This window comes from Scandinavium goeteborgense (assembly GCF_003935895.2).
GTDB lineage: Bacteria > Pseudomonadota > Gammaproteobacteria > Enterobacterales > Enterobacteriaceae > Scandinavium > Scandinavium goeteborgense.
Genome location: NZ_CP054058.1, coordinates 670,262 through 692,428, shown reverse-complemented (window position 1 = coordinate 692,428; position 22,167 = coordinate 670,262). Strand labels below are relative to the sequence as shown.

The 22,167-nt window shown below is 54.3% G+C and carries 20 protein-coding genes; 11 read left to right on the top strand and 9 right to left on the bottom strand.

Annotated elements, in window-relative coordinates; genetic code table 11:
- Window positions 1-169 precede the first annotated feature (169 nt).
- Together yqhD and dkgA are read left to right on the top strand one after the other, a co-directional pair.
- Complete coding sequence (gene yqhD, locus A8O29_RS04075; protein WP_125353283.1) at window positions 170-1,333, top strand: alcohol dehydrogenase; 1,164 nt, start codon at window positions 170-172, stop codon at window positions 1,331-1,333.
- 112 nt (window positions 1,334-1,445) lie between these two features.
- Window positions 1,446-2,273 (top strand): 2,5-didehydrogluconate reductase DkgA, encoded by an 828-nt coding sequence (dkgA, locus tag A8O29_RS04070; protein ID WP_125353285.1) that lies wholly within the window; start codon window positions 1,446-1,448, stop codon window positions 2,271-2,273.
- 92 nt (window positions 2,274-2,365) lie between these two features.
- On the opposite strand, the gene A8O29_RS04065 is transcribed toward dkgA, so the two are convergent.
- The 5 genes from A8O29_RS04065 to A8O29_RS04045 all read right to left on the bottom strand — a co-directional run bounded on the left by A8O29_RS04065 (window position 2,366) and on the right by A8O29_RS04045 (window position 9,937).
- A complete protein-coding gene (locus A8O29_RS04065; RefSeq protein WP_125353287.1) occupies window positions 2,366-4,537 on the bottom strand; it encodes a YgiQ family radical SAM protein in 2,172 nt (723 codons plus the stop codon).
- Window positions 4,538-4,718: 181 nt separating this feature from the next.
- Window positions 4,719-6,131: a cell division protein FtsP gene (gene ftsP / locus A8O29_RS04060; protein WP_125353289.1), complete on the bottom strand. Its 1,413-nt coding sequence runs from the start codon at window positions 6,129-6,131 to the stop codon at window positions 4,719-4,721.
- A 105-nt stretch (window positions 6,132-6,236) separates the two neighbouring features.
- Complete coding sequence (locus A8O29_RS04055; RefSeq protein WP_125353291.1) at window positions 6,237-6,977, bottom strand: 1-acylglycerol-3-phosphate O-acyltransferase; 741 nt, start codon at window positions 6,975-6,977, stop codon at window positions 6,237-6,239.
- Window positions 6,978-7,132: 155 nt separating this feature from the next.
- Window positions 7,133-9,397, bottom strand: coding sequence for a DNA topoisomerase IV subunit A (gene parC, locus A8O29_RS04050; protein WP_110510412.1), 2,265 nt, complete (start codon window positions 9,395-9,397; stop codon window positions 7,133-7,135).
- 129 nt (window positions 9,398-9,526) lie between these two features.
- Window positions 9,527-9,937: a YgiW/YdeI family stress tolerance OB fold protein gene (locus A8O29_RS04045; protein WP_125353293.1), complete on the bottom strand. Its 411-nt coding sequence runs from the start codon at window positions 9,935-9,937 to the stop codon at window positions 9,527-9,529.
- Between the two features lie 151 nt (window positions 9,938-10,088).
- On the opposite strand from A8O29_RS04045, the gene qseB reads away from it, so the two are divergent.
- From qseB to A8O29_RS04015, 6 genes are all read left to right on the top strand, one after another.
- Window positions 10,089-10,748, top strand: coding sequence for a quorum sensing response regulator transcription factor QseB (gene qseB, locus A8O29_RS04040; protein WP_125353295.1), 660 nt, complete (start codon window positions 10,089-10,091; stop codon window positions 10,746-10,748).
- Complete coding sequence (qseC, locus tag A8O29_RS04035; RefSeq protein WP_125353297.1) at window positions 10,749-12,098, top strand: quorum sensing histidine kinase QseC; 1,350 nt, start codon at window positions 10,749-10,751, stop codon at window positions 12,096-12,098.
- Window positions 12,099-12,202: 104 nt separating this feature from the next.
- Window positions 12,203-12,784, top strand: coding sequence for an NAD(P)H-dependent oxidoreductase (locus A8O29_RS04030; protein WP_125353299.1), 582 nt, complete (start codon window positions 12,203-12,205; stop codon window positions 12,782-12,784).
- Window positions 12,785-12,817: 33 nt separating this feature from the next.
- On the top strand, window positions 12,818-13,132 hold the full coding sequence (locus A8O29_RS04025; RefSeq protein WP_110510417.1) for a putative quinol monooxygenase: 315 nt from the start codon (window positions 12,818-12,820) through the stop codon (window positions 13,130-13,132).
- A gap of 309 nt (window positions 13,133-13,441) precedes the next feature.
- A complete protein-coding gene (locus A8O29_RS04020) occupies window positions 13,442-13,936 on the top strand; it encodes a putative pterin-binding protein (protein ID WP_125353301.1) in 495 nt (164 codons plus the stop codon).
- Between the two features lie 17 nt (window positions 13,937-13,953).
- Window positions 13,954-15,882: a putative bifunctional diguanylate cyclase/phosphodiesterase gene (locus A8O29_RS04015; RefSeq protein WP_125353303.1), complete on the top strand. Its 1,929-nt coding sequence runs from the start codon at window positions 13,954-13,956 to the stop codon at window positions 15,880-15,882.
- Window positions 15,883-15,909: 27 nt separating this feature from the next.
- Here A8O29_RS04015 and catA read toward each other — a convergent pair whose 3' ends face one another.
- Window positions 15,910-16,587: a type A chloramphenicol O-acetyltransferase gene (gene catA / locus A8O29_RS04010; protein ID WP_125353305.1), complete on the bottom strand. Its 678-nt coding sequence runs from the start codon at window positions 16,585-16,587 to the stop codon at window positions 15,910-15,912.
- A 214-nt stretch (window positions 16,588-16,801) separates the two neighbouring features.
- Between catA and A8O29_RS22925 the strand changes: the two genes are divergently transcribed.
- From A8O29_RS22925 to A8O29_RS03995, 3 genes are all read left to right on the top strand, one after another.
- Window positions 16,802-17,140 carry an ash family protein gene (locus tag A8O29_RS22925; RefSeq protein ID WP_420854013.1) on the top strand — a complete coding sequence of 113 codons (339 nt, stop codon included), beginning with the start codon at window positions 16,802-16,804 and terminating at the stop codon, window positions 17,138-17,140.
- Window positions 17,091-17,519, top strand: coding sequence for a hypothetical protein (locus A8O29_RS04000; protein WP_125353307.1), 429 nt, complete (start codon window positions 17,091-17,093; stop codon window positions 17,517-17,519). The genes A8O29_RS22925 and A8O29_RS04000 overlap by 50 nt, the downstream gene beginning before the upstream one ends.
- A gap of 551 nt (window positions 17,520-18,070) precedes the next feature.
- Window positions 18,071-18,715, top strand: coding sequence for a quinolone resistance pentapeptide repeat protein QnrB96 (locus tag A8O29_RS03995; RefSeq protein WP_125353308.1), 645 nt, complete (start codon window positions 18,071-18,073; stop codon window positions 18,713-18,715).
- Window positions 18,716-18,838: 123 nt separating this feature from the next.
- Here the strand turns inward: A8O29_RS03995 and parE are convergent, their stop codons facing one another.
- The 3 genes from parE to cpdA are packed head-to-tail and all read right to left on the bottom strand — an operon-like array spanning window position 18,839 to window position 22,164.
- The gene (parE, locus tag A8O29_RS03990; RefSeq protein ID WP_125353310.1) at window positions 18,839-20,734 is read right to left on the bottom strand and encodes a DNA topoisomerase IV subunit B; all 1,896 of its coding nucleotides are present in this window, start codon (window positions 20,732-20,734) and stop codon (window positions 18,839-18,841) included.
- A gap of 27 nt (window positions 20,735-20,761) precedes the next feature.
- Window positions 20,762-21,337 (bottom strand): esterase YqiA, encoded by a 576-nt coding sequence (gene yqiA, locus A8O29_RS03985; protein WP_125353312.1) that lies wholly within the window; start codon window positions 21,335-21,337, stop codon window positions 20,762-20,764.
- Window positions 21,337-22,164 (bottom strand): 3',5'-cyclic-AMP phosphodiesterase, encoded by an 828-nt coding sequence (cpdA, locus tag A8O29_RS03980; protein WP_125353313.1) that lies wholly within the window; start codon window positions 22,162-22,164, stop codon window positions 21,337-21,339. The genes yqiA and cpdA overlap by 1 nt, the downstream gene beginning before the upstream one ends.
- Between the last annotated feature and the right edge of the window lie 3 nt (window positions 22,165-22,167).

Here is a 22,167-nt window from a genome sequence, read left to right as displayed (position 1 = left end):
CGATGGATGTATTGTGGACAAGAATATTCATATTCTCCAGCACACAGGAGAAATGGGCAATACATAGGCAGGAATGTGCATTGAGACAAACAGCCCACAGGACCACAATACACTCCATCAGGTAGCCCCGTCGCTGCCGTCTTTTTCACCTGCTATGAAGGGAAAACCTATGTTTAATTTCAACCTGCACACGCCAACTCGCATTTTGTTCGGTAAAGGCGCTATCACTGAACTGCGGGCGCAAATCCCGGCAGACGCTCGCGTCCTCGTCACCTACGGCGGCGGCAGTGTCAAAAAAACCGGCGTGCTGGACCAGGTCATGACCGCGCTGAACGGCCTCAACGTGCTGGAGTTTGGCGGCATCGAGCCAAACCCATCTTATGAAACGCTGATGAACGCGGTGAAAATTGCCCGCGAAGAAAAAATCACCTTCCTGCTGGCTGTGGGCGGCGGTTCCGTTCTCGACGGCACCAAATTCATCGCGGCAGCCGCGCAATATACTGACGGCGTTGACCCGTGGGAAATCCTGCAAACCGGCGGCAGCAAAATTGAAAGTGCTCTCCCGATGGGCTCCGTGCTGACGCTGCCTGCGACCGGTTCTGAATCCAACATGGGCGCGGTGATTTCTCGTAAAACCACTGGCGACAAACAGGCGTTCATGAATCCGCACGTGCAGCCGGTCTTCGCCATTCTGGATCCGGTTTATACCTACACTCTGCCACCGCGCCAGGTCGCAAACGGTGTGGTAGATGCCTTCATTCACACCGTTGAGCAGTACGTGACTTACCCGGTAAACGCCAAAATTCAGGACCGTTTCGCCGAAGGCATTCTGCTGACGCTGGTTGAAGAAGGCCCGAAAGCGCTGAAAGAGCCAGAAAACTACGATGTGCGTGCCAATGTGATGTGGGCGGCCACTCAGGCGCTGAACGGCCTGATTGGTGCGGGCGTACCGCAGGACTGGGCGACGCATATGCTGGGCCATGAACTGACCGCAATGCACGGTCTGGATCACGCCCAGACGCTGGCGGTTGTTCTGCCTGCTTTGTGGAATGAAAAACGCGACACCAAACGCGCCAAACTGCTGCAGTACGCAGAACGCGTCTGGAACATTACCGAAGGTTCTGAAGATGCCCGCATTGATGCCGCTATTGCCGCGACTCGCGAGTTCTTCGAAGCGATGGGTGTGCCAACGCGCCTGTCCGGTTACGGTCTGGACGGCAGCTCTATCCCTGCGCTGCTGAAAAAACTGGAAGAGCACGGCATGACGCAAATCGGTGAAAATCAGGACATTACTCTCGAGGTGAGCCGTCGTATTTACGAAGCGGCACGCTAAGGGTTTTTCCGCTCAACCTTTCGTTTTCTCGTATTTCGTCCAGACTTACTGTTACTACTTCACCGGAGCGCCCACCGCGCTCTGGTGAATTTAACCTAGGGAGAAATGCAGCATGACACATCCAACCGTAATCAAACTCAATGACGGCAACATCATGCCGCAACTGGGTCTCGGCGTGTGGAAAGCAAGCAACGAGGACGTCGTTACCGCCATTCATAAAGCGCTGGAGGTCGGCTATCGTTCTATCGATACCGCCGCCGCGTATAAAAATGAAGAGGGCGTGGGCACTGCATTAGCCAGTGCAGGCGTTGCGCGCGATGAGCTGTTCATTACCACCAAGCTGTGGAATGACGATCAGAAACGCCCGGCGGAAGCGCTCCAGGAAAGTCTCGATAAACTGCAGCTCGATTTTGTCGATCTGTATCTGATGCACTGGCCGGTCCCGGCTATCGATCATTACGTTGAAGCCTGGCGTGGGATGATTGAACTGCAAAAGCAGGGTCTGGTGAAAAGCATCGGCGTATGTAATTTCCAGGTGAACCACTTGCAGCGTCTGATTGATGAAACCGGCGTCTCGCCTGTCATCAACCAGATTGAACTTCATCCTCTGATGCAGCAGCGTCAATTGCATTCCTGGAACGCGACACACAAGATCCAGACCGAGTCGTGGAGCCCGCTGGCACAAGGCGGCGAAGGGGTTTTCGATCAGACCATTATTCGCCATCTGGCGGAGAAATACAGCAAGACACCGGCGCAGATAGTGATTCGCTGGCATCTGGATAGCGGGCTGGTGGTTATCCCGAAATCCGTTACGCCGACGCGCATTGCGGAAAACTTCGACGTGTGGGATTTCCGTCTGGATAAAGACGAACTGAGTGAGATTGCTAAGCTGGACCAGGGGAAACGGCTCGGGCCGGACCCGGATCAGTTCGGCGGTTAACGCCTTTTGTGGAGATGCCGGATGGCGCTAACGCTTATCCGGCCTACGGTGTTGTAGGCCCGGTAAGCGCGAGCGCCACCGGGCAAATCGGTTTAACGCCCCGCAACTTTTCCGCGTTTTTTATTCGCAGCTGGCGTCTGACGCTGATGCGCCACCGCCGTGTGCTTGGTCAATGCCGGACGCGTGTGACGGTTCTGTCGACGCGCTTCGCGCATTTCTTCCAGGGTCGGTGACGGCACCAGACATTCACGGCGTCCGCCGATCAAATGCTTTTTACCAATCGCTTCCAGCGCCAGACGAATCATCGGCCAGTTCGCCGGATCGTGATAGCGCAGCAGCGCTTTGTGCAGACGACGCTGTTTGTCGCCCTTCGGCACCACGATATCTTCACTCTTATAACCAATCTTACCCAGCGGGTTTTTGCCGGTGTAATACATGGTGGTCGAGTTGGCGAGCGGCGACGGGTAGAAGTTCTGCACCTGATCGAGACGGAAGCGGTTCTTCTTCAGCCACAGCGCCAGGTTAACCATGTCTTCGTCAGTGGTGCCCGGGTGCGCAGAGATGAAGTAAGGGATCAGATACTGCTCTTTCCCGGCCTGTTTCGAAAAGGTGTCAAACAGCTCTTTAAAGCGGTCATAACTTCCCATTCCCGGCTTCATCATCTTCGACAGCGGGCCTTCTTCGGTATGCTCTGGCGCAATCTTCAGATAACCGCCGACGTGATGGGTCGCCAGCTCTTTGATGTAGCGCGGATCTTCTACCGCGATGTCATAGCGCACGCCGGAAGCAATTAGGATCTTTTTGACGCCGTCCAGCTCGCGGGCGCGGCGATACAAATTGATCGTCGGCTCGTGGTTGGTATCCATGTGCTTACAGATATCCGGGTAAACACAGGACAGGCGGCGACAGGTCTGCTCGGCGCGCGGTGATTTGCAGCGCAGCATATACATGTTGGCGGTCGGGCCACCCAGATCGGAAATAATGCCGGTAAAACCAGGCACGGTGTCGCGAATGGCTTCGATCTCGTTGATGATCGAATCTTCGGAACGGCTCTGAATAATGCGGCCTTCGTGCTCGGTTATCGAACAGAATGAACAGCCGCCGAAGCAGCCGCGCATGATGTTGATCGAGAAGCGGATCATCTCGTAAGCCGGGATGCGGCTGTCACCGTACGCCGGATGCGGGATTCGCTGGTACGGCAACGCAAATACGCTGTCCATCTCTTCGGTGGAAAGCGGAATCGCCGGCGGGTTCAGCCAGATGTAGCGATCGCCGTGTTTCTGCATCAGCGCGCGGGCGCAGCCCGGGTTGGTTTCATGATGCAGAATACGTGAGGCGTGCGCATACAGCACTTTGTCGCCCTTCACTTTCTCGTAAGACGGCAGCAGCACGTAGGTTTTTTCCCACGGCTTTGGCTTCGGCGGCTGTACGGTAATGGCTTTGGCTTCTGCCTTTTTCGGCGCCACAGGTTTGTTGTCGGCGCACGGCAGATCTTCACCGTAAGGATGCGGGATTGGGTCGATTTTGCCCGGCGTATCGAGGCGGGTGGAATCCACGCCGCTCCAGCCTGGCAGGGCCTCTTTCACCATGATCGCGGTGTTACGCACGTCACGAATATCCGACACCAGCTCGCCCATTGAGAGGCGATGCGCAACTTCCACCAGTGGTCGCTCACCGTTGCCGAAAATCAGCATGTCGGCTTTGGAATCCACCAGCACCGAACGACGCACGGTATCAGACCAGTAATCGTAATGCGCGGAGCGGCGCAGGCTCGCCTCGATCCCGCCGAGGATAACCGGTACGTCTTTCCAGGCTTCTTTACAGCGTTGGGTGTAAACCAGCGTGGCGCGATCCGGGCGTTTGCCCGCGACGTTGTCTGGCGTATACGCATCGTCGTGGCGCAGTTTACGGTCGGCTGTGTAGCGGTTAATCATGGAGTCCATGTTGCCCGCGGTGACGCCAAAGAACAGATTCGGTTTGCCCAGACGCATGAAGTCGTCTTTGCTGTTCCAGTCTGGCTGGGAGATGATCCCCACGCGGAAGCCCTGCGCTTCCAACATGCGTCCGCAGATCGCCATCCCGAAGCTCGGGTGATCGACGTACGCATCGCCCGTCACCATGATGATGTCGCAGCTATCCCAGCCAAGTTGGTCCATCTCTTCCCGAGACATCGGTAAAAATGGCGCTGGGCCAAAACAGGCCGCCCAATACTGCGGCCAGGAGAAGAGATCGCGATCCGGTTGGATCAGGGAAATTGCGCTCATAGTGCTTCCGGGTGGTTAAAAAGGGTGCAAAAGGCGGGGATTATACGCTGAATAGTGTCAGAAAATGAAGGGGAACTTCAGTGAGAGGCACGGTTGGTTAATGCTTATCCCCTCTCCCTAACCCTCTCCCACAGGGAGAGGGGACGTTCTTTTCTCTCTCCCTGTGGGAGAGGGTTGAGCCTTACGGCGAAGGATTCACCAGCATCTGGCCAATTGATCCGCGGTCCGCGAGTTCCAGCGTCTGGCTGGCAAACTGGAACGGGAAGTGTGGCCACGACGGCTGGCCGTAATACACCAGCAGTTCAACCTGACCATCTACCCACACCGTGTCTTTCCAGCCGCGATCTTCCGGGAACGGCATCGCGCCGTTGACGTTGCGGATCTGGAACATCACCCCTTCAATATGGAACGACTGGGGGCTATCGGCGCGAAGCGTCCAGCGCTCCCACGATCCCTGCTGGGCCGTGACGTCAATGCGCTGCGGATCCCACAGCTGACCGTTGATGCCCGGATCGTCGCCCAGCGTAAAATCGCGGCTGCGGATCGGCGTGCCGGTCATGATCTCTTCCGGCAGCAGGCGCATCGGCAGGCTGTCGGTGACTAACGGCAACAGGCCAGTCGGGCGCAGCGTCAATACCAGGGTCGAAATCAGAATGCTCGACGGCTCGAAGAAGCCGCGAATGCGGTCCACAATGCCCGCTGCTTCACCGCAGGTGATCGACACTTCGTCGCCGTTGGTCATGTCGACCAGAATTTCACGGCGCTCGCCCGGGGCCAGCGAAAGTTGTTTCACCGAAACCGGCGCAGGCAGGAAGCCCTGGTCACCGGAAATCACGTGCAGCGCGCGACCGTCGCTCATTTGCAGCAGGTAACGACGGGAGTTTGACGCGTTCAGCAAACGCAAACGCACCCAACCGCGAGACACTTCGACGTACGGGCTTTGCGCGCCGTTGACCATCAGGGTATCGCCCACAAAGCCGCCGCTTCCCGGCTCGCTGTACTCCGCCGCGCCGAAATTATCGAGACGCTTGTCCTGAATAATGACCGGGAAATCGTCCACGCCGTAGTGGTTCGGAATAGGTAAGGATTTACTCACTTCATCTTCGACCAGCCACATACCCGCCAGGCCGTTGTAAACCTGCTCAGCCGTATGGTTCGGAGTGTTGGCCTGATACCACAGAGTGGCGGCGTTCTGACGAATCGGCAGCACCGGCGCCCAGTCGGCATTCGGCGACATCATGCGCGCCGCGCCGCCAATCAGCGGGCCTGGCACCTGCAAACCACGAATGGTCATCGCCACATTTTCCGTCAGGCGGTTACTGTAAATCAGTTTGACGTCATCGCCATTCCACACACGGATTGTCGGCCCGAGATAGCGTCCGTTGATGCCCCAGACCGGCGCACGCGTGCCCTGGGTAAAAGACCAGTGCGCACGTTGCAAGGTTAAAAACAGTGGCTGTCCACGACGGGATTCAAGCAGAGGAGGAACTGGCAACGCTGGCTGCTGACCTGCCGCGTTTGCCCTCAGTGGCACTGCGCCAGCACAAAGCGCTACTCCTGATGCCTGAATAAATTGACGCCGACTGAGTGACATATTAACTCCATGAAACTGACTATAAAACAGAGGGAAACCGTTCCCAAACAGTGGTCACTTGCGACTACGCCATGTCGTAAACGGCATGGCGTTTCGCGGTGACGCTTATTTTTTCTTGTTCGCCGCTTCGCGTTCGGCAACTTCCAGGTCGAGCTCGGCGATTTTAGCCATCATGATTTCACGACAATGAGTCGCAAGTTCACGCACCTGATCCTTGCCGTAGCTGCTGGTATCAATCGGTGGCAGCATTTCGACGATAGCCAGACCGTTATTAATACGGTTCAGGTTAATTTTATTAGACGTATTGGAAACACACACCGGAATAATTGGGACGCCAGCAGCAATTGCGGCATGGAACGCACCGGTTTTAAACGGTAACAGGCCGCGGCCGCGGCTGCGAGTACCTTCTGGGAACATCCAGAACGAAATCTTACGTTTCTGGAAAGCATTAACCACTTCGGCAATCGTGCTGTGTGCTTTTGAGCGGTTGTTACGGTCGATCAACAGGTTGCCGGTCAGCCAGTACAGCAGGCCGAAAAACGGAACCCATAACAGGCTTTTCTTTCCGACGGTGACCGTTGGCGGGATAACGATACTCGCCGCCGTCACCATGTCGTAGTTATTTTGATGGTTGCCGATATAAATGGCATTGCCAAAGTTTTCATACCCTTCCGGCAGACGTCTTTCGACTTTCAGGCCAAAAACTGGGGCCAGTCGGCTAAACAAATGGCCGAACGTCGCAACGTGCTTCGGATTACGTGGGCTAAACAGACAATAAACACAGCCAAAAATGCATACCAGAATGCAATAAATGACAACGATGATTGCGCGAAAAATCAATAGCATAGCTACCTCTGAAATCCCGACCGCTTAGAATTATATACCGGCCAGGGGATGTGACTTGCAGAACCCTTATAAGGGTATTGTTAATCGCAACGCACGAATTAACAACGGTTTGCCGCAAATTTTACAGCCCCTTCCGGAGAGAAGGGGCAACGGGATTACTCTTCGCTGTCGCCCGCGCTTGGGCTGGCACGCAGTGGAGAATCAATGTCGATCCGGTCGATTTTTTGCAGGCCGCGCATCAGCGTGCCGCGACGTCCGCGTTCGCCAGTGACTTTCTGCAACTCTTCCGGACGCAGTTTGATTTTCCGCTTACCAACGTGAATGGTCAGCGTGCTCTGCGGTGGCAGGATGTAAAGATGCGCCAGACCATCAGCGCCCTTCGCCGCGTCGGCGGACGGAATACCGATGATCTTATTGCCCTTGCCTTTCGACAACTGCGGCAAATCGCTCAGTGGGAACATCAGCATGCGGCCCGCCTGGGTAATCGCCAGCAGCATGTCGGACTCGTCCTCAATCACCAGCGGCGGCATCACCTGCGCATTTTCTGGCAGCGTGATGAGTGCTTTACCTGCGCGGTTACGCGCCACTAAATCGTTGAAGGTACAGACGAAACCGTAACCGGCGTCGGACGCCATCAGCAGTTTTTGATCGTCGTTTTCCATCAGCATGTGGTTGACGGTCGCACCCGGCGGCAACGTCAGCTTGCCGGTCAGCGGCTCGCCCTGCCCGCGCGCAGACGGCATCGAAATAGGATCGACGGCGTAGCTGCGTCCGGTGGTATCAATAAACACCACCGGCTGGTTGCTCTTGCCTTTCGCCGACGCTTTCCAGCTGTCGCCCGCTTTGTAGCTCAGTCCTTTGGCGTCGATGTCGTGGCCTTTGGCGCTACGCACCCAGCCGCTCTGCGACAGGACAATCGTAACCGGCTCAGACGGCAGCATGTCGTGTTCGTTCATGGCCTTCGCTTCTTCGCGCTCACGCAGCGGAGAACGGCGATCGTCGCCAAACGCTTCGGCATCAGCCTGCAGCTCTTTCTTCAGCAGGTTGCTCATCTTGCGCTCGGACGCAAGGATCGACTGAATGTGATCGCGCTCTTTTTCGAGGTCGTTCTGCTCACCACGAATTTTCACCTCTTCCAGCTTGGCGAGGTGGCGCAATTTCAGTTCGAGGATCGCTTCAGCCTGCGTTTCGCTGATGCCAAAGCGCGACATCAGCGCCGGTTTCGGTTCATCTTCATGACGAATGATTTCGATCACTTCGTCGATATTGAGGAACGCCACCAGCAAACCTTCGAGGATATGCAGGCGCTTGAGCACTTTCTCCAGACGGTGGTTCAGGCGACGGCTGACGGTATCACGGCGGAAGGCCAGCCATTCGGTGAGGATCTCCAGCAGGTTTTTCACCTGCGGACGGTTATCCAGACCGATCATGTTCATGTTAATGCGGTAGCTTTTTTCCAGATCGGTGGTGGCAAACAGGTGATTCATCACCTGCTCCATATCCACACGGTTGGAGCGCGGCACAATAACCAGACGGGTCGGGTTTTCGTGATCGGATTCATCGCGCAGGTCGTCAACCATCGGCAGCTTTTTATTGCGCATCTGGCTGGCGATTTGCTCCAGCACGCGCGCGCCGGATACTTGATGCGGCAGCGCGGTTATCACCACCGCGCCGTCTTCTTTTTTCCATACCGCACGCATACGCACGGAACCGCGGCCGGTCTGGTAAATTTTACGGATATCGGCGCGAGGCGTGATGATTTCAGCTTCCGTCGGATAATCCGGGCCCTGCACGATATCGAGCAGTTGGTCGAGGGTGGTTTTCGGCTGTTCAATCAGCGTCATCGCCGCTTTCGCCACTTCACGGACGTTGTGCGGCGGAATATCCGTCGCCATCCCCACCGCAATCCCGGTGGTGCCGTTCAGCAGAATGTTCGGCAGACGCGCGGGTAACATGCGCGGCTCAAGCAGCGTGCCATCGAAGTTTGGCAGCCAGTCAACGGTGCCCTGCCCCAGCTCGCCCAGCAGCACTTCGGCATACTTCGACAGGCGGGATTCGGTATAACGCATGGCGGCAAAGGACTTAGGATCGTCCGGCGCACCCCAGTTCCCCTGGCCGTCGACCAGCGGGTAACGATAGGAGAACGGCTGGGCCATCAGCACCATGGCTTCATAACAGGCGCTGTCGCCGTGCGGGTGGTATTTACCCAGCACGTCACCGACTGTACGGGCGGATTTCTTGAATTTGGCGCTGGCGCTCAGCCCCAGCTCAGACATTGCGTAAACAATGCGGCGCTGTACCGGTTTCAGGCCATCGCCGATAAACGGCAATGCGCGGTCCATGATGACGTACATGGAGTAGTCAAGGTACGCTTTTTCCGTAAACTCATGTAGCGCAAGGCGCTCTGCCATATCGCTCATTAACTGTGATTCCTCAACGATTTCGCCCGGCCATAAAGGGGGCAATATTGCCGCAGATAGTACCTTATCTGGCGCGCTGAGTCACAGGGGATAAGCAGTTTTGCCGCCACGGATGCGGCGGCACGGGCGTTACTTGCTGACTTTATTGACCTGCTTCACGTCGATTTCGACAGAGTTCCAGTCTTTATCGACTTCACCCTGAATTTCCACCACGTCCTGCGGGGTGATGGTCACGCCGTTCCAGCGTTTGTGGTCGATATCCACGTTCATGGTGCCGGTGGCATCTTTGAAGGTGTAAAGGTCGTCGGAAATGCGCTCAACGATATTTCCGCGCAGCGTCACCCACGCATCGTCGCGCATGGATTTGGCTTTTTCGACGGTGGTGACGCTACCGTTTGGCCCGATAAATCCGCCGTTCTGGCTGGTCTGGGCCGCGGTCGGCACCGCACCTGGACCGGAAAAACCTCCCTGAGTATTCGCCGCAAACACCGGGGCTGACATCAAGGCCACAATGGCCGCTACCGCTAATGTCTTTTTCATCACAATCTCTCCTTTTGAGTGGACTCTGAGACCCATTAAACAGCACAAAACTTAACGACTTCTTAAGGCGCAAAAAGATTATTTTTTGCTGTACAGCGCCGCCTCGCGCGGGTTTACTGGCGATTAATGTCGGTTAAAACGGGGCGAACGGATGCGAATTTTACTGGTAGAAGACGATAAGCTGATTGGCGACGGTCTGAAGGCTGGGCTTGTCAAAATGGGCTTTACGCTCGACTGGTTTACGCGTGGCGAAGACGGCAAAGCGGCGCTGTTTACAGCGCCGTATGATGCGGTGATCCTCGATTTGACCCTGCCGGGCATCGATGGCCTGGACATCCTGCGCGGATGGCGCGCTGAGGGACGTAAAGAACCGGTGCTGATCCTCACCGCCCGCGATGCGCTCGCCCAGCGTGTCGAAGGCCTGCGCGCAGGCGCCGACGATTACCTGTGCAAACCGTTCGCCCTGATTGAAGTCGCCGCCCGGCTGGAGGCGCTGATACGTCGCGTACACGGCCAGGCCAGCAACGCCCTGTGCCACGGCGCGGTGACACTCAACCCCGACAGCCTGACTGCGTTCCTGAACGACGAACCGCTGACACTCAAACCGAAAGAGTTCGCGCTGCTGGAACTGCTGATGCGCAACGCCGGACGCGTTCTGCCGCGCAAACTGATCGAAGAGAAACTGTATAACTGGGACGACGACGTCTCCAGCAACGCGGTGGAAGTTCACGTCCACCATTTGCGCCGCAAGCTCGGTACCCCATTTATCCGCACGGTACACGGTATCGGCTACACCCTGGGCGAACAATAAATGAGATTTCTGCGCCACATGAGCCTGCGTCTGCGCCTGACGCTGCTGTTTATCGTGCTGACGCTGGTGGCCTGGAGCTGCGCCAGCTTTATCGCCTGGCAGCAAACGACCGATAAGCTCGACAAGCTGTTTGATACCCAGCAAATGCTGTTCGCCAAACGCCTGAGCGTGATGGATTTCAACGAGCTGCACGTCACTTCGCCCCAACTGCGTACCAAAAAGAAGATTAAGCACGGGCATCTCGACGACGACGCGCTGGCGTTCGCCATTTACACCATCGATGGACGGATGGTGCTGAACGACGGCGATAACGGGCAGGACATTCCCTACCACTATCGCCGGGAAGGGTTCGACGATGGCCGCATTAATAATGACGACGACGAATGGCGTTTATTGTGGATAACCACCGCCGATGAAAAATACCGGATCGTGGTCGGCCAGGAGTGGGATTACCGCCAGGAAATGGCGCTGGAAATCATCACCTCCCAGCTTGCGCCGTGGCTGGTGGCGCTGCCGCTGATGGTGCTGTTGCTGATTCTGCTGCTCAGCCGCGAACTCGCGCCGTTGAAAAAACTGACCCGCACCCTGCGCAGCCGCACCCCGGGCTCCGATGAACAACTCGATACCACTGGCGTGCCGGGCGAAGTCCGTCCACTGGTCGATGCCCTGAACCAGCTGTTTAACCGCTCGCATGAAATGATTATCCGCGAGCGGCGTTTTACCTCCGATGCCGCCCACGAACTGCGCAGCCCACTCACCGCCCTGAAGGTGCAAACGGAAGTGGCGCAGATGTCGATGGACGATCCGCAGAGCCGGGAGAAAGCGCTGTCACAGCTGCATTTTGGCATCGACCGTGCCACGCGTCTGGTGGAACAATTGCTCACGCTGTCGCGCCTGGATTCCCTCGCCGGGCTGGATGATGTCGAGCAGATTTCGCTGGCTGACCTGCTGCAATCGGCGGTGATGGATATTTACCACCCGGCGCACCAGGCGGGCATTGAGCTGCGCCTGCATTCGAATGCGTCTGACGTGACGCGCAAAGGCCAGGCGTTATTGTTAAGCCTGCTGGTGCGCAACCTGCTGGATAACGCCGTGCGTTACAGCCCGCGCGGCAGCACAGTAGATGTGACGCTCAACGCCCATGACTTTACCGTGCGTGATAACGGGCCGGGGATCAGCGCCGATGCCCTCGCCCGGATTGGCGAGCGTTTTTATCGCCCACCAGGGCAGGATGAACCCGGCAGCGGCCTCGGGTTGTCCATCGTGCAACGCATCGCCGCCCTGCATCATATGACCGTTGTTTTCAACAATGCGCCGGAAGGGGGTTTTGTCGCCCGCGTCAGCTGGTGACACCATTGTTGCTAAAACAGCAAAAGACTTTGCACATTTTGCTAATTTCATCGTCTCGTTGCCGGGGTTACACTACCGGCAAACTTCCTTTCTAAGGCATTACGATGAGCAATATCCTGATTATCAACGGCGGCAAAAAATTCGGTCACTCCAACGGCCAACTGAACGACACCATGACCGAGGTCGCGGATGGTTTCCTGCGCGACGCCGGGCATGAAGTCCGTGTTGTTCGCGCCGACAGCGATTACGACGTGAAAGCGGAAGTGCAAAACTTCCTGTGGGCCGACACCATTATCTGGCAGATGCCAGGCTGGTGGATGGGCGCGCCGTGGACCGTGAAAAAATACATCGACGACGTGTTCACCGAAGGCCATGGTTCCCTGTACGCCAGCGACGGTCGTACCCGTTCTGACGCCAGCAAAAAATACGGCTCCGGCGGCCTGATTCAGGGCAAAACCTACATGCTGTCCCTGACCTGGAACGCACCGATGGAAGCGTTCACCGAGAAAGATCAGTTCTTCCATGGCGTCGGCGTGGACGGGGCTTACCTGCCGTTCCACAAAGCCAATCAGTTCCTGGGGATGGACGCGCTGCCGACCTTTATCGCCAATGACGTGATCAAAATGCCTGACGTGCCGCGTTATGTCGCAGAATATCGCAAGCATCTTGCCGAGATTTTTGCTTAACTGACGGTCTGCATAAAAAGGAGTACGACTATCATGTTAACTGTTATTGCTGAGATCCGTACCCGTCCTGGCCAGCATCACCGTCAGGCCGTACTGGATGAGTTCGCGAAAATTATCCCCACCGTGCTGAAGGAAGAAGGCTGCCACGGCTACGCGCCAATGGTCGACCATGCTGCAGGCGTGAGCTTCCAGGCCACTGCGCCAGACTCCATCATCATGGTTGAGCTGTGGGAAACCGTGGCGCATCTCGAAGCGCATCTGCAAACTCCGCACATGAAAGCGTGGAGCGCTGCCGTCAAAGGTGACGTGCTGGAAAGCCACATCCGCATTCTGGAACCTGCGCTGTAATTTTCCTCGCATAAAATTTAAAAGCCGGATAACGCAGAGTTAGCGTTATCCGGCTTTTTTGTTTGTGTTTTTGCGCCGAGCAAATAGATGGCTATTTTTTGTACAACCGCGCCGCTGTTTTGTTTATATCAAATAATGGCATCAGCTTTTTCTTAATCAATATAAAAAGTAAGTGTTTTTTAACCAGTTGATTTTAATGAATTAAAATATTGGTAGCAGGATTGCAGTAATAATAGCCGTGGAGCATATATAAATAGCACAGTAACTAAATTATAATTCTTTAACATCCGGTTGATATACGAGGTCAGAATGCGTTTAATTGTCATGCTGTTAAGCTTTGTGCTCTCCACACAGGTCTGGGCGGGTGAGTTTTCCAGACCTACCGGTAAAGTCCTTTTAACGCTTTCTGGTAATATCGAAAATACAAATGAAGCTGGAAAAGCCGTTTTTGATCTCGCCAGCCTCGAGAAACTGGGTATGGTCAGCTTTCAGACCACGTCACCCTGGTATGATGGCCGCACAACCTTTACGGGTATTCCCCTGCAAAAGCTGATGGATTATGTCGGGGCGAAAGGGTCTGTTGTTAAGGTCACTGCGCTCAATGACTACACCACCGAAATCCCTCTCAATGATTTTAAGAAATTCAACGTTATCCTTGCGCTAAAAATCAACGGAGAATATATGCGTATCCGTGATAAAGGTCCGTTGTTTGTTGTCTACCCTTATGACAGCATCCCTGAACTGAATAATCAGATTTATTATTCAAGATCAGCCTGGCAGGTCAGCAGAATGAATATTGAGTAAGGGGTCATAAGACCAACATGAACAGAATTCTGGCTGGCATCATTTTTTTCCTTTTTATATCGACCGCGTATATCTCGTTCCTTGTGCATGAAAGGCAGCAAGAGTTACAGAAACTGACGCATTACGCCGCTTCGTGGTCTGCTGCACAGATGGTTTCAGAATATTACCGGTTCGAGTCGTTGCTGGGTCTTTACACTATCGATCAGACGATGTCGCTGGATGATGTGCGCATGCGTCTCGACATTATGCTCAGCCAGAGTGATTTAATGAAAGAAGGTGATCTGCGCAATTATATCGAAAGTAATAAATCGCATCTTGCAGTGGCGCAACAGCTTGAAAAGACACTGGAGTATCTGGACATTCATCTTGAGAAAATGAACCGCTCAGAGCTCCAGGCATACCTGAAAAAAATGCAGATGCTTGATGCACAACTGGGCCGTCTGTCGTCCAGCGCGTTAGACAAAGACATTAATTCGATTAATGACGCCAACCTCAAAATTAAAACCCTGTACTATATTTATTCAGCGACGTCTCTATTGCTGATAATAATGAGTGCGATACTTGGCGTGCTGATCTTTTATCAAAACAGAAATATTCTGAAGGCCCATCTTCAGGTAAAGAGTCTTGCTAATGCATTGCAGGATTCTAAAGAAAAACTGCAACTCCAGAATGCAAAACTGGAATATGATGTCTACCATGACTCTCTGACAGAAATGAATAACCGTCATTTCTTCTGGGGGAATTTAAATGAAACCATCGACACCGCAGTAAAAAGCAATGTGCCTGTGAATGTGATGCTGTTTGATTTGGATCGATTCAAAGAGGTCAATGATACGTATGGTCATGATGTCGGTGATATGTTATTACGCCAGATATCACAGCGTCTGATTTCGATGGGCCTGATGCCCGATACGCTTTATCGTTTAGGCGGGGATGAGTTTGCGTTTCTCTCGAGTGGCCTCACGGAGAGCAGTGCCGTTTCACGCGCACAAAATATCTGTGATGCGATTAACCAGCCCTACACTATTTATAATACGATTATCAATATCACCACCAGTGTCGGTATTGTCATCTCAGACACTGAACGCCGCTCCGACTATCTCTATAAATTTGCCGATCTGGCCCTTTATGAAGCCAAAAAAGAAGGCGCCGGTAAAATTAAAGTCTTCCGGCAATGGATGTTAGATAAGCTGCAAGAAAGCCGAACCCTTGAACATGATATGGCTCAGGCGTTAGTGAATAAAGAATTCGTGGTTTATTATCAGCCTATTGTCGATTCTTTCACCCAGGAAATTTACAGCTATGAAGCCCTTATTCGTTGGATACATCCTCTGAAGGGCCTCCTGTCGCCGGACAACTTTATTCCTGTGGCTGAAAAAACAGGAATGATTAACGAGATGGGGAAATCGGTGCTTGAAATGGCCTGCCGGGAAGCGGCGTCCTGGGTTATTCCGGCTAAAATTTCAGTCAATGTCTCTCCTGTCCAGCTAAGCAGCAAAGCCTTTGCCGGGATCGTGCTGTCCATTCTGAACGAAACGGGGCTTCCCGCAGAGCGCCTTGAACTGGAAGTGACTGAATCCTCTCTCTTTACTGAGAGCAATACCCCGTTGAATACGCTTAACCGGCTGCGGGCGTTGGGGGTGAAACTCTCCATTGATGATTTTGGAACCGGTTACTCTTCCCTTTCGCGCCTCAGCAGGCTGGCCTTCGATAAAATCAAAATAGACAAGTCCTTTGTGCAGTCGATATCGACACAGGAAGACGCCCTGAATATCATCAGGCTTATCACCGGTATGGCGAAATCCCTCAATATGAAAGCTGTGGCGGAAGGTGTTGAAACACAGGAGCAGCTGGAAAGCCTTCAGTTGCTGGGCTGTGATTTCACACAAGGCTATCTGTTTGGTAAACCTCAGCCTTATATCGATGAGAGAATCAGATACGGTTAAATAGAGGTCTTCAGGACGTCTGGCGTATCACGTATTGAGGTCCTCTGAAAGGTGCCGTATGTTATCACTCATCTCTTGTAACTCATTGATCAGTCTTGCGACATGGAAACCATCGCACACGGAATGATGTACCTGAACGGCGAGCGGCAATAAGATTTTCCCATCTTGCTTATAGTATTTTCCAAGCGTGAACATGGGGGCAAAAAAGTTCTGCATGTTAGCCACGTTGACGTTAAAACTGGTAAAACTGACCCAGGGAATAGCCGATATGAAAAAGATATTTTCCCGAGACTCCGCCTTAGGCCAATAAGAAAGGTTATTACCATAGCGTGCAACGTCTTCTGAATAAACGCTCTGGAAGTGATGAATATTGCCATCGTAGTGACTCCATAATGCTGAGAACGTCTCTGTTTCATTATGGAAAATAGTATAATTTGGATGAACTTCATTCCAAATGACAAGCTCGTTATTCTTCATGGCCATACGGAACTCCGCATGACTGTTTACGATTTTAGACAGCAGAAAAATAATCGTCGGGTAAAACTTCCAGCCCACTTCCTTTATATGTTTTAGCAGCGCGGTAATATCTAGCAAAACAGTTTGGTTAAATGTACTTTGGGCAAATGACTGGAATACCTCAAAATGCTCCTTCCTTGCCCAACGAGACAAGTCAACAGGGGTATATTCCAGCGTTGTTTTTTCCATTTTTTAACCTTAGATTAAAAATTATCGTTCAGAAGGTAGTTTACGTTTTTTCTTTTTAACGTCAGTTTCTTGCTCATGACGGACGATCTTCAATGTAGCCCTCCCCGTCGCCACAGGCAATACACCAAGTGAATAGAAAGCCATAATTAATTGATTTATATGATGTAACCACCGGAAGGTACATACATTCCATAATGAGAGGTCGCTTCAAGTAATAGCCCTTGTCGGTGTCTGGGTATCGACGTATTCTCCTCTGGCATCTGCAAAATCAGGTGCCGGGATTGGTCTCCTGGTATATAAACCTTACTGGCGACATACGACGCGCTTTGCGTCTTTTTTATGTTGCTCACTCTGCTGCACCTCAATGGTGGGCCGGGCGGGGGCGTCGCAAGACGCGCCGGTGTCCAGTAAGGCCGGTAAGACCAACTCCGTCTGGTTCCACCACCCGCAAGATTGGTCTCTTCGGTGGTGGTTCAAATCATCACTTACTGGAGGCTGCCCTTATGGCGACAATCCTCAATACCGAATGCGATTTACTGACACTTCCCTTTAGCGCCGCAACAGACTTTACCGATCTGGCTGATTTCTGCGATCGCTTCGCTGAAACCCTGATTGACTGTAGCGACCCAACGTACAAGATGGCGCTGTTAGGCCGAATGGGTGCCTGTCTGGCACTTCTGCGCCCGACGCTCGACGAGCCAATTCCGCCGCATTTGATTGATCGTTTCACCGTCGAGACACTTCCCGACCCTCAACCCTTTTTCGAGCCTGATGCGCACGCCCTGTGCGAATACTGCCAGACGTTGACCCAGCTATTGTGCGAGCAATCGTTGCTGTCTGAGACAGAAAAATCGTTGAAGGGATTGCTGTGTGAACTGATGTGGATGTTCGCGGCAGATTTGAAAGCCCCGCGATGGTCAGCCTCGCATTAAAGACCAAACGCCCGGTGGCGCTAACGCTTACCGGGCCTACAAAACCGGCCCCGTAGGTCGCGCACCGCCGGGCAGACAACATCCCGGCCTCGTAGGCCCGTGCATACAACGTGCCGCCAGGCAGACAACATCCCGTCCTCGTAGGCCCGCGCAAACAACGTGCCGCCGGGCAGACAACATCCCGGCCCCGTAGGCCCGTGTAAACAATGTGCCGCCGGGCAGACAACATCCCGGCCCCGTAGGCCCGTGTAAACAATGTGCCGCCGGGCAGACAACACCCCGTCCTCATAGGCCCGTGCAAACAACGTGCCGCCGGGCAGACAACATCCCGGCCCCGTAGGCCCGCGGAAACAACGTGCCGCCGCGCATACAACATCCCGTCCTCGTAGGCACGTGCCGCCGGGCATAGAACATCTCATCCTCGTAGGCCCGTGCAAACAACGTGCCGCCGGGCAATTCTCGGCCCAAATCCCGCACTGGAAGGGTGGCCCACGACGTTAAATTCGTTTACCATGGGGCTATTCACTGTATAAAAAAACAGGTTTATTCCTATGACGCTCGCGCTGACCGCCGAAAAAATCGAAAGAAACCGCTTCACTGGGCTGAAAGTTGAAAACAGCACATTTCATCACTGTGATTTCTCCGGGGCTGACCTGACCGGCACGGAGTTTATCGGCTGCCAGTTTTATGACCGCGAAAATCAAAAGGGCTGTAATTTCAGCCGCGCCATTTTGAAAGATGCGATTTTCAAAAACTGTGATTTATCGATGGCGGATTTCAGGAACGCCAGCGCGCTGGGCATCGAAATTCGTGGCTGTCGCGCGCAAGGTGCAGATTTTCGCGGCACCAGTTTTATGAATATGATCACCACACGCACCTGGTTTTGCAGCGCCTACATCACTAACACCAATCTTAGCTACGCCAATTTTTCGAAAGCGGTGCTGGAGAAGTGTGAGCTGTGGGAAAACCGTTGGATGGGCACTCAGGTTCTTGGCGCGACGTTCAGTGGGTCAGATCTCTCCGGCGGGGAGTTTTCCTCATTCGACTGGCGCGCAGCCAACGTGACGCATTGCGATCTGACCAACTCAGAATTGGGTGATTTAGACGTGCGGGGCGTTGATTTACAGGGCGTCAAACTGGATAGCTATCAGGTGTCATTGATAATGGAGCGACTTGGTGTCGCGATTATCGGCTAGCCAACCCCTTTGCAGCAAAATGCCCGGTAGCGCTGACGCTTACCGGGCCTACACAGAACGCCCGTTTTCCAGGCATAAAAAAACCGGCACATTCGCCGGTTTTTTAACAACTGCTCACCCGAATCAGGCTTCAAGGTCAGCCATGTCGCCTTTTTCCTGCAACCAGTTACGGCGGTCTTCGGAACGTTTTTTGGCGAGCAGCATGTCCATCATTGCGTCAGTCTTTTGCTCTGATTCATCGTCGATATACAGCTGCACCAGGCGGCGCGTGTTCGGGTCGAGCGTCGTTTCACGCAGCTGAAGTGGGTTCATTTCACCCAGACCTTTAAAGCGCTGGACGTTCGGTTTGCCTTTCTTGCGTTTCAGCTGGTCCAGAACGCCTTCTTTTTCCTGCTCGTCGAGCGCGTAATAGACCTCTTTGCCGAGGTCGATACGGTACAACGGCGGCATGGCGACGTAGACGTGTCCGGCTTTCACCACGTGGCGGAAGTGTTTCACGAACAGGGCGCACAGCAGCGTGGCGATATGCAGGCCATCGGAGTCCGCATCCGCGAGGATACAGATCTTGCCGTAGCGCAGCTGGCTCAGATCGTCGCTATCCGGATCGATGCCGATCGCCACGGAAATGTCATGCACTTCCTGCGAGGCCAGCACTTCATCGGACGACACTTCCCAGGTATTGAGGATCTTACCCTTCAGCGGCATGATCGCCTGATATTCACGATCGCGCGCCTGTTTGGCAGAACCGCCCGCCGAGTCCCCTTCTACGAGGAACAGTTCGGTGCGGCTGAGGTCCTGCGCGGTACAGTCAGCCAGTTTGCCTGGCAGCGCGGGGCCGCTGGTCAGTTTCTTACGCACCACTTTTTTAGCGGCACGCAGACGGCGCTGGGCGCTGGAAACAGCCATTTCGGCGAGCATTTCTGCCGCCTGGACGTTCTGGTTCAGCCACAGGCTGAAGGCATCTTTCACTACGCCTGACACAAATGCCGCACACTGACGGGAAGAAAGACGCTCTTTGGTCTGCCCGGCAAACTGCGGATCCTGCATTTTTACCGACAGCACGTAAGCGCAGCGATCCCAGATATCTTCCGCCGAGAGCTTCACGCCGCGCGGCAAAATGTTGCGGTATTCGCAGAACTCGCGCATGGCGTCGAGCAGGCCCTGGCGAAGACCGTTGACGTGCGTGCCGCCCTGCATGGTTGGGATCAGGTTGACGTAGCTTTCAGTCAGCAGCTCGCCACCTTCCGGCAGCCACAGCAGCGCCCAGTCCACCGCTTCGGTGTCACCGGCAAAGCTGCCCACAAATGGCTTTTCTGGCAGCAACGGCAGGCCGTTGACGGCTTCGCACAGATAGTCGTTCAGACCATCGGCGTAGCACCACGTCTGCTCGCTGTTGTTCACTTTGTCTTTGAAGACGATTTCTACGCCGGGGCACAGAACCGCTTTCGCTTTCAGCAGGTGCGACAAGCGAGAAACGGAGAAACGCGGGCTATCGAAGAAGCTTTCATCCGGCCAGAAATGGACGCTGGTGCCGGTGTTACGTTTGCCGACCGTGCCGGTGACGTGCAGATCTTCCACTTTCTCGCCGTTTTCAAAGGCCATGGTGTAAATCTGTCCGTCGCGACGCACGTTCACTTCCACGCGTTTTGACAGGGCGTTAACCACAGAAATCCCGACGCCGTGTAGGCCGCCAGAGAACTGGTAATTTTTATTGGAAAATTTACCGCCCGCGTGCAGACGACAGAAAATCAGTTCTATCGCCGGCACACCCTCTTCCGGGTGAATATCGACCGGCATACCGCGACCGTCGTCGATAACTTCCAGCGACTGATCGGCATGTAAAATAACTTCCACGCGCTTGGCGTGGCCCGCCAGTGCCTCATCCACACTGTTATCAATAACTTCCTGACCCAAATGGTTAGGACGAGTGGTATCGGTGTACATCCCTGGGCGGCGGCGAACCGGCTCAAGCCCGGTGAGTACCTCAATGGCATCAGCGTTGTAAGAAGATTGCGTCATGGTTTTTTCACGAGTAGTTAGGGCCGACTAACGCAGCCCCAGAAAATCGATAATCTGTGTGAAATGATCTTCAAAGCCGATAAAGGCATGATTTCCGCCCTCCTCGACTGTTTGACGGCAGGAGGTGTAGTAATCCACTGCCTGGCGATAATCGAGCACTTCATCACCCGTCTGCTGGAGCAACCAGAGCAAATCCGGGGCTTCGAGCGGGTCAATTTGCATCACTTTCAGATCGTAAATATGGCGTGACTCTAGCACATATTGTTCCCCGGTGTAGGGATTCTCATTATGGCCGAGATAGCCGGAGAGCAGCTCAAAAGGACGCACTGCCGGATTGACGACCACAGCAGGCAACATGAAACATTGCGACAACCAGGTGCCGTAATAGCCGCCCAGAGACGACCCCACAATGCCCAGCGGTTCACCGCCGTGTTGTAGAACATGTTTCTCCAACAGCTCCGCAGCTTCTGCCGGAAACGCCGGCAGCTGTGGGATGACCATCTCAATGTCCGGATGGTTTTCGGCGAGCCACGACTTCATTGCCGTCGCCTTCGCCGAACGCGGTGAGCTGTTAAACCCGTGGAGATAAAGAAGCGTAGACATCAGTATCCTTCTGAAGCGGTGTCCGGGCGGAACTCCGCGCCATCCAGGCGGCAAACGTCGGTGGTAAGCCGGCCATCAGCATGCAATTCCAGCCAGCGCCAGCCTGGGGCAATGGTATCAAGCGTAAAGTTCGCGCAATGCGGTTTGAACTGTACGCAGGTGGACGGCGTGGCCATCATGCGACGCCCGTTCCAGTCAACGTCCATTTCCTGGTGGATATGGCCGCAGAGTAAATTTTTCACCCGAGGGAAACGCATTAATACACGATCGAGCGCGCCAGCATTACGCAGGCTGTGCTGGTCGAGCCAGCTGCACCCGGCCGGAAGCGGATGATGATGCAGCAGCAATAGCGTGAAACGTTCGGGGGTTTCGGTCAGTCGCTGTTCCAGCCATTCGAGCTGAAACTCGCTTAATTCGCCGTGTGGAACGCCGAAAACCTGGCTGTCGAGCATCAGGACTTGCCAGTGGTCGCCTGCGAAAACGCGTTTTACCGGAGAAATTCCGGCGTCCTGCAACGCGCTGTACATGGCAGGCTGAAAATCGTGGTTACCGGGTAACCAGACGCAGGGCGCGTCGAAGCCCGCGATGCCTTCAGCAAAGTGCTGATAAGCCGCTGACGAGTGATCCTGTGCTAAATCTCCGGTGGCGACCACGAGATCGCATTCACGCTGAGAGGCGCGGATGGCCGCCAGAACGGCCTGGTAACTATCCCAGGTGTTCACCCCTAACAACGTTTCATGCTTTTCAGCAAACAGGTGAGTATCTGTAATTTGTAAGACTCTGACCCTGGCCTCACCAGCCAGTGACAGATTTAACAGGCTTTCCAAATG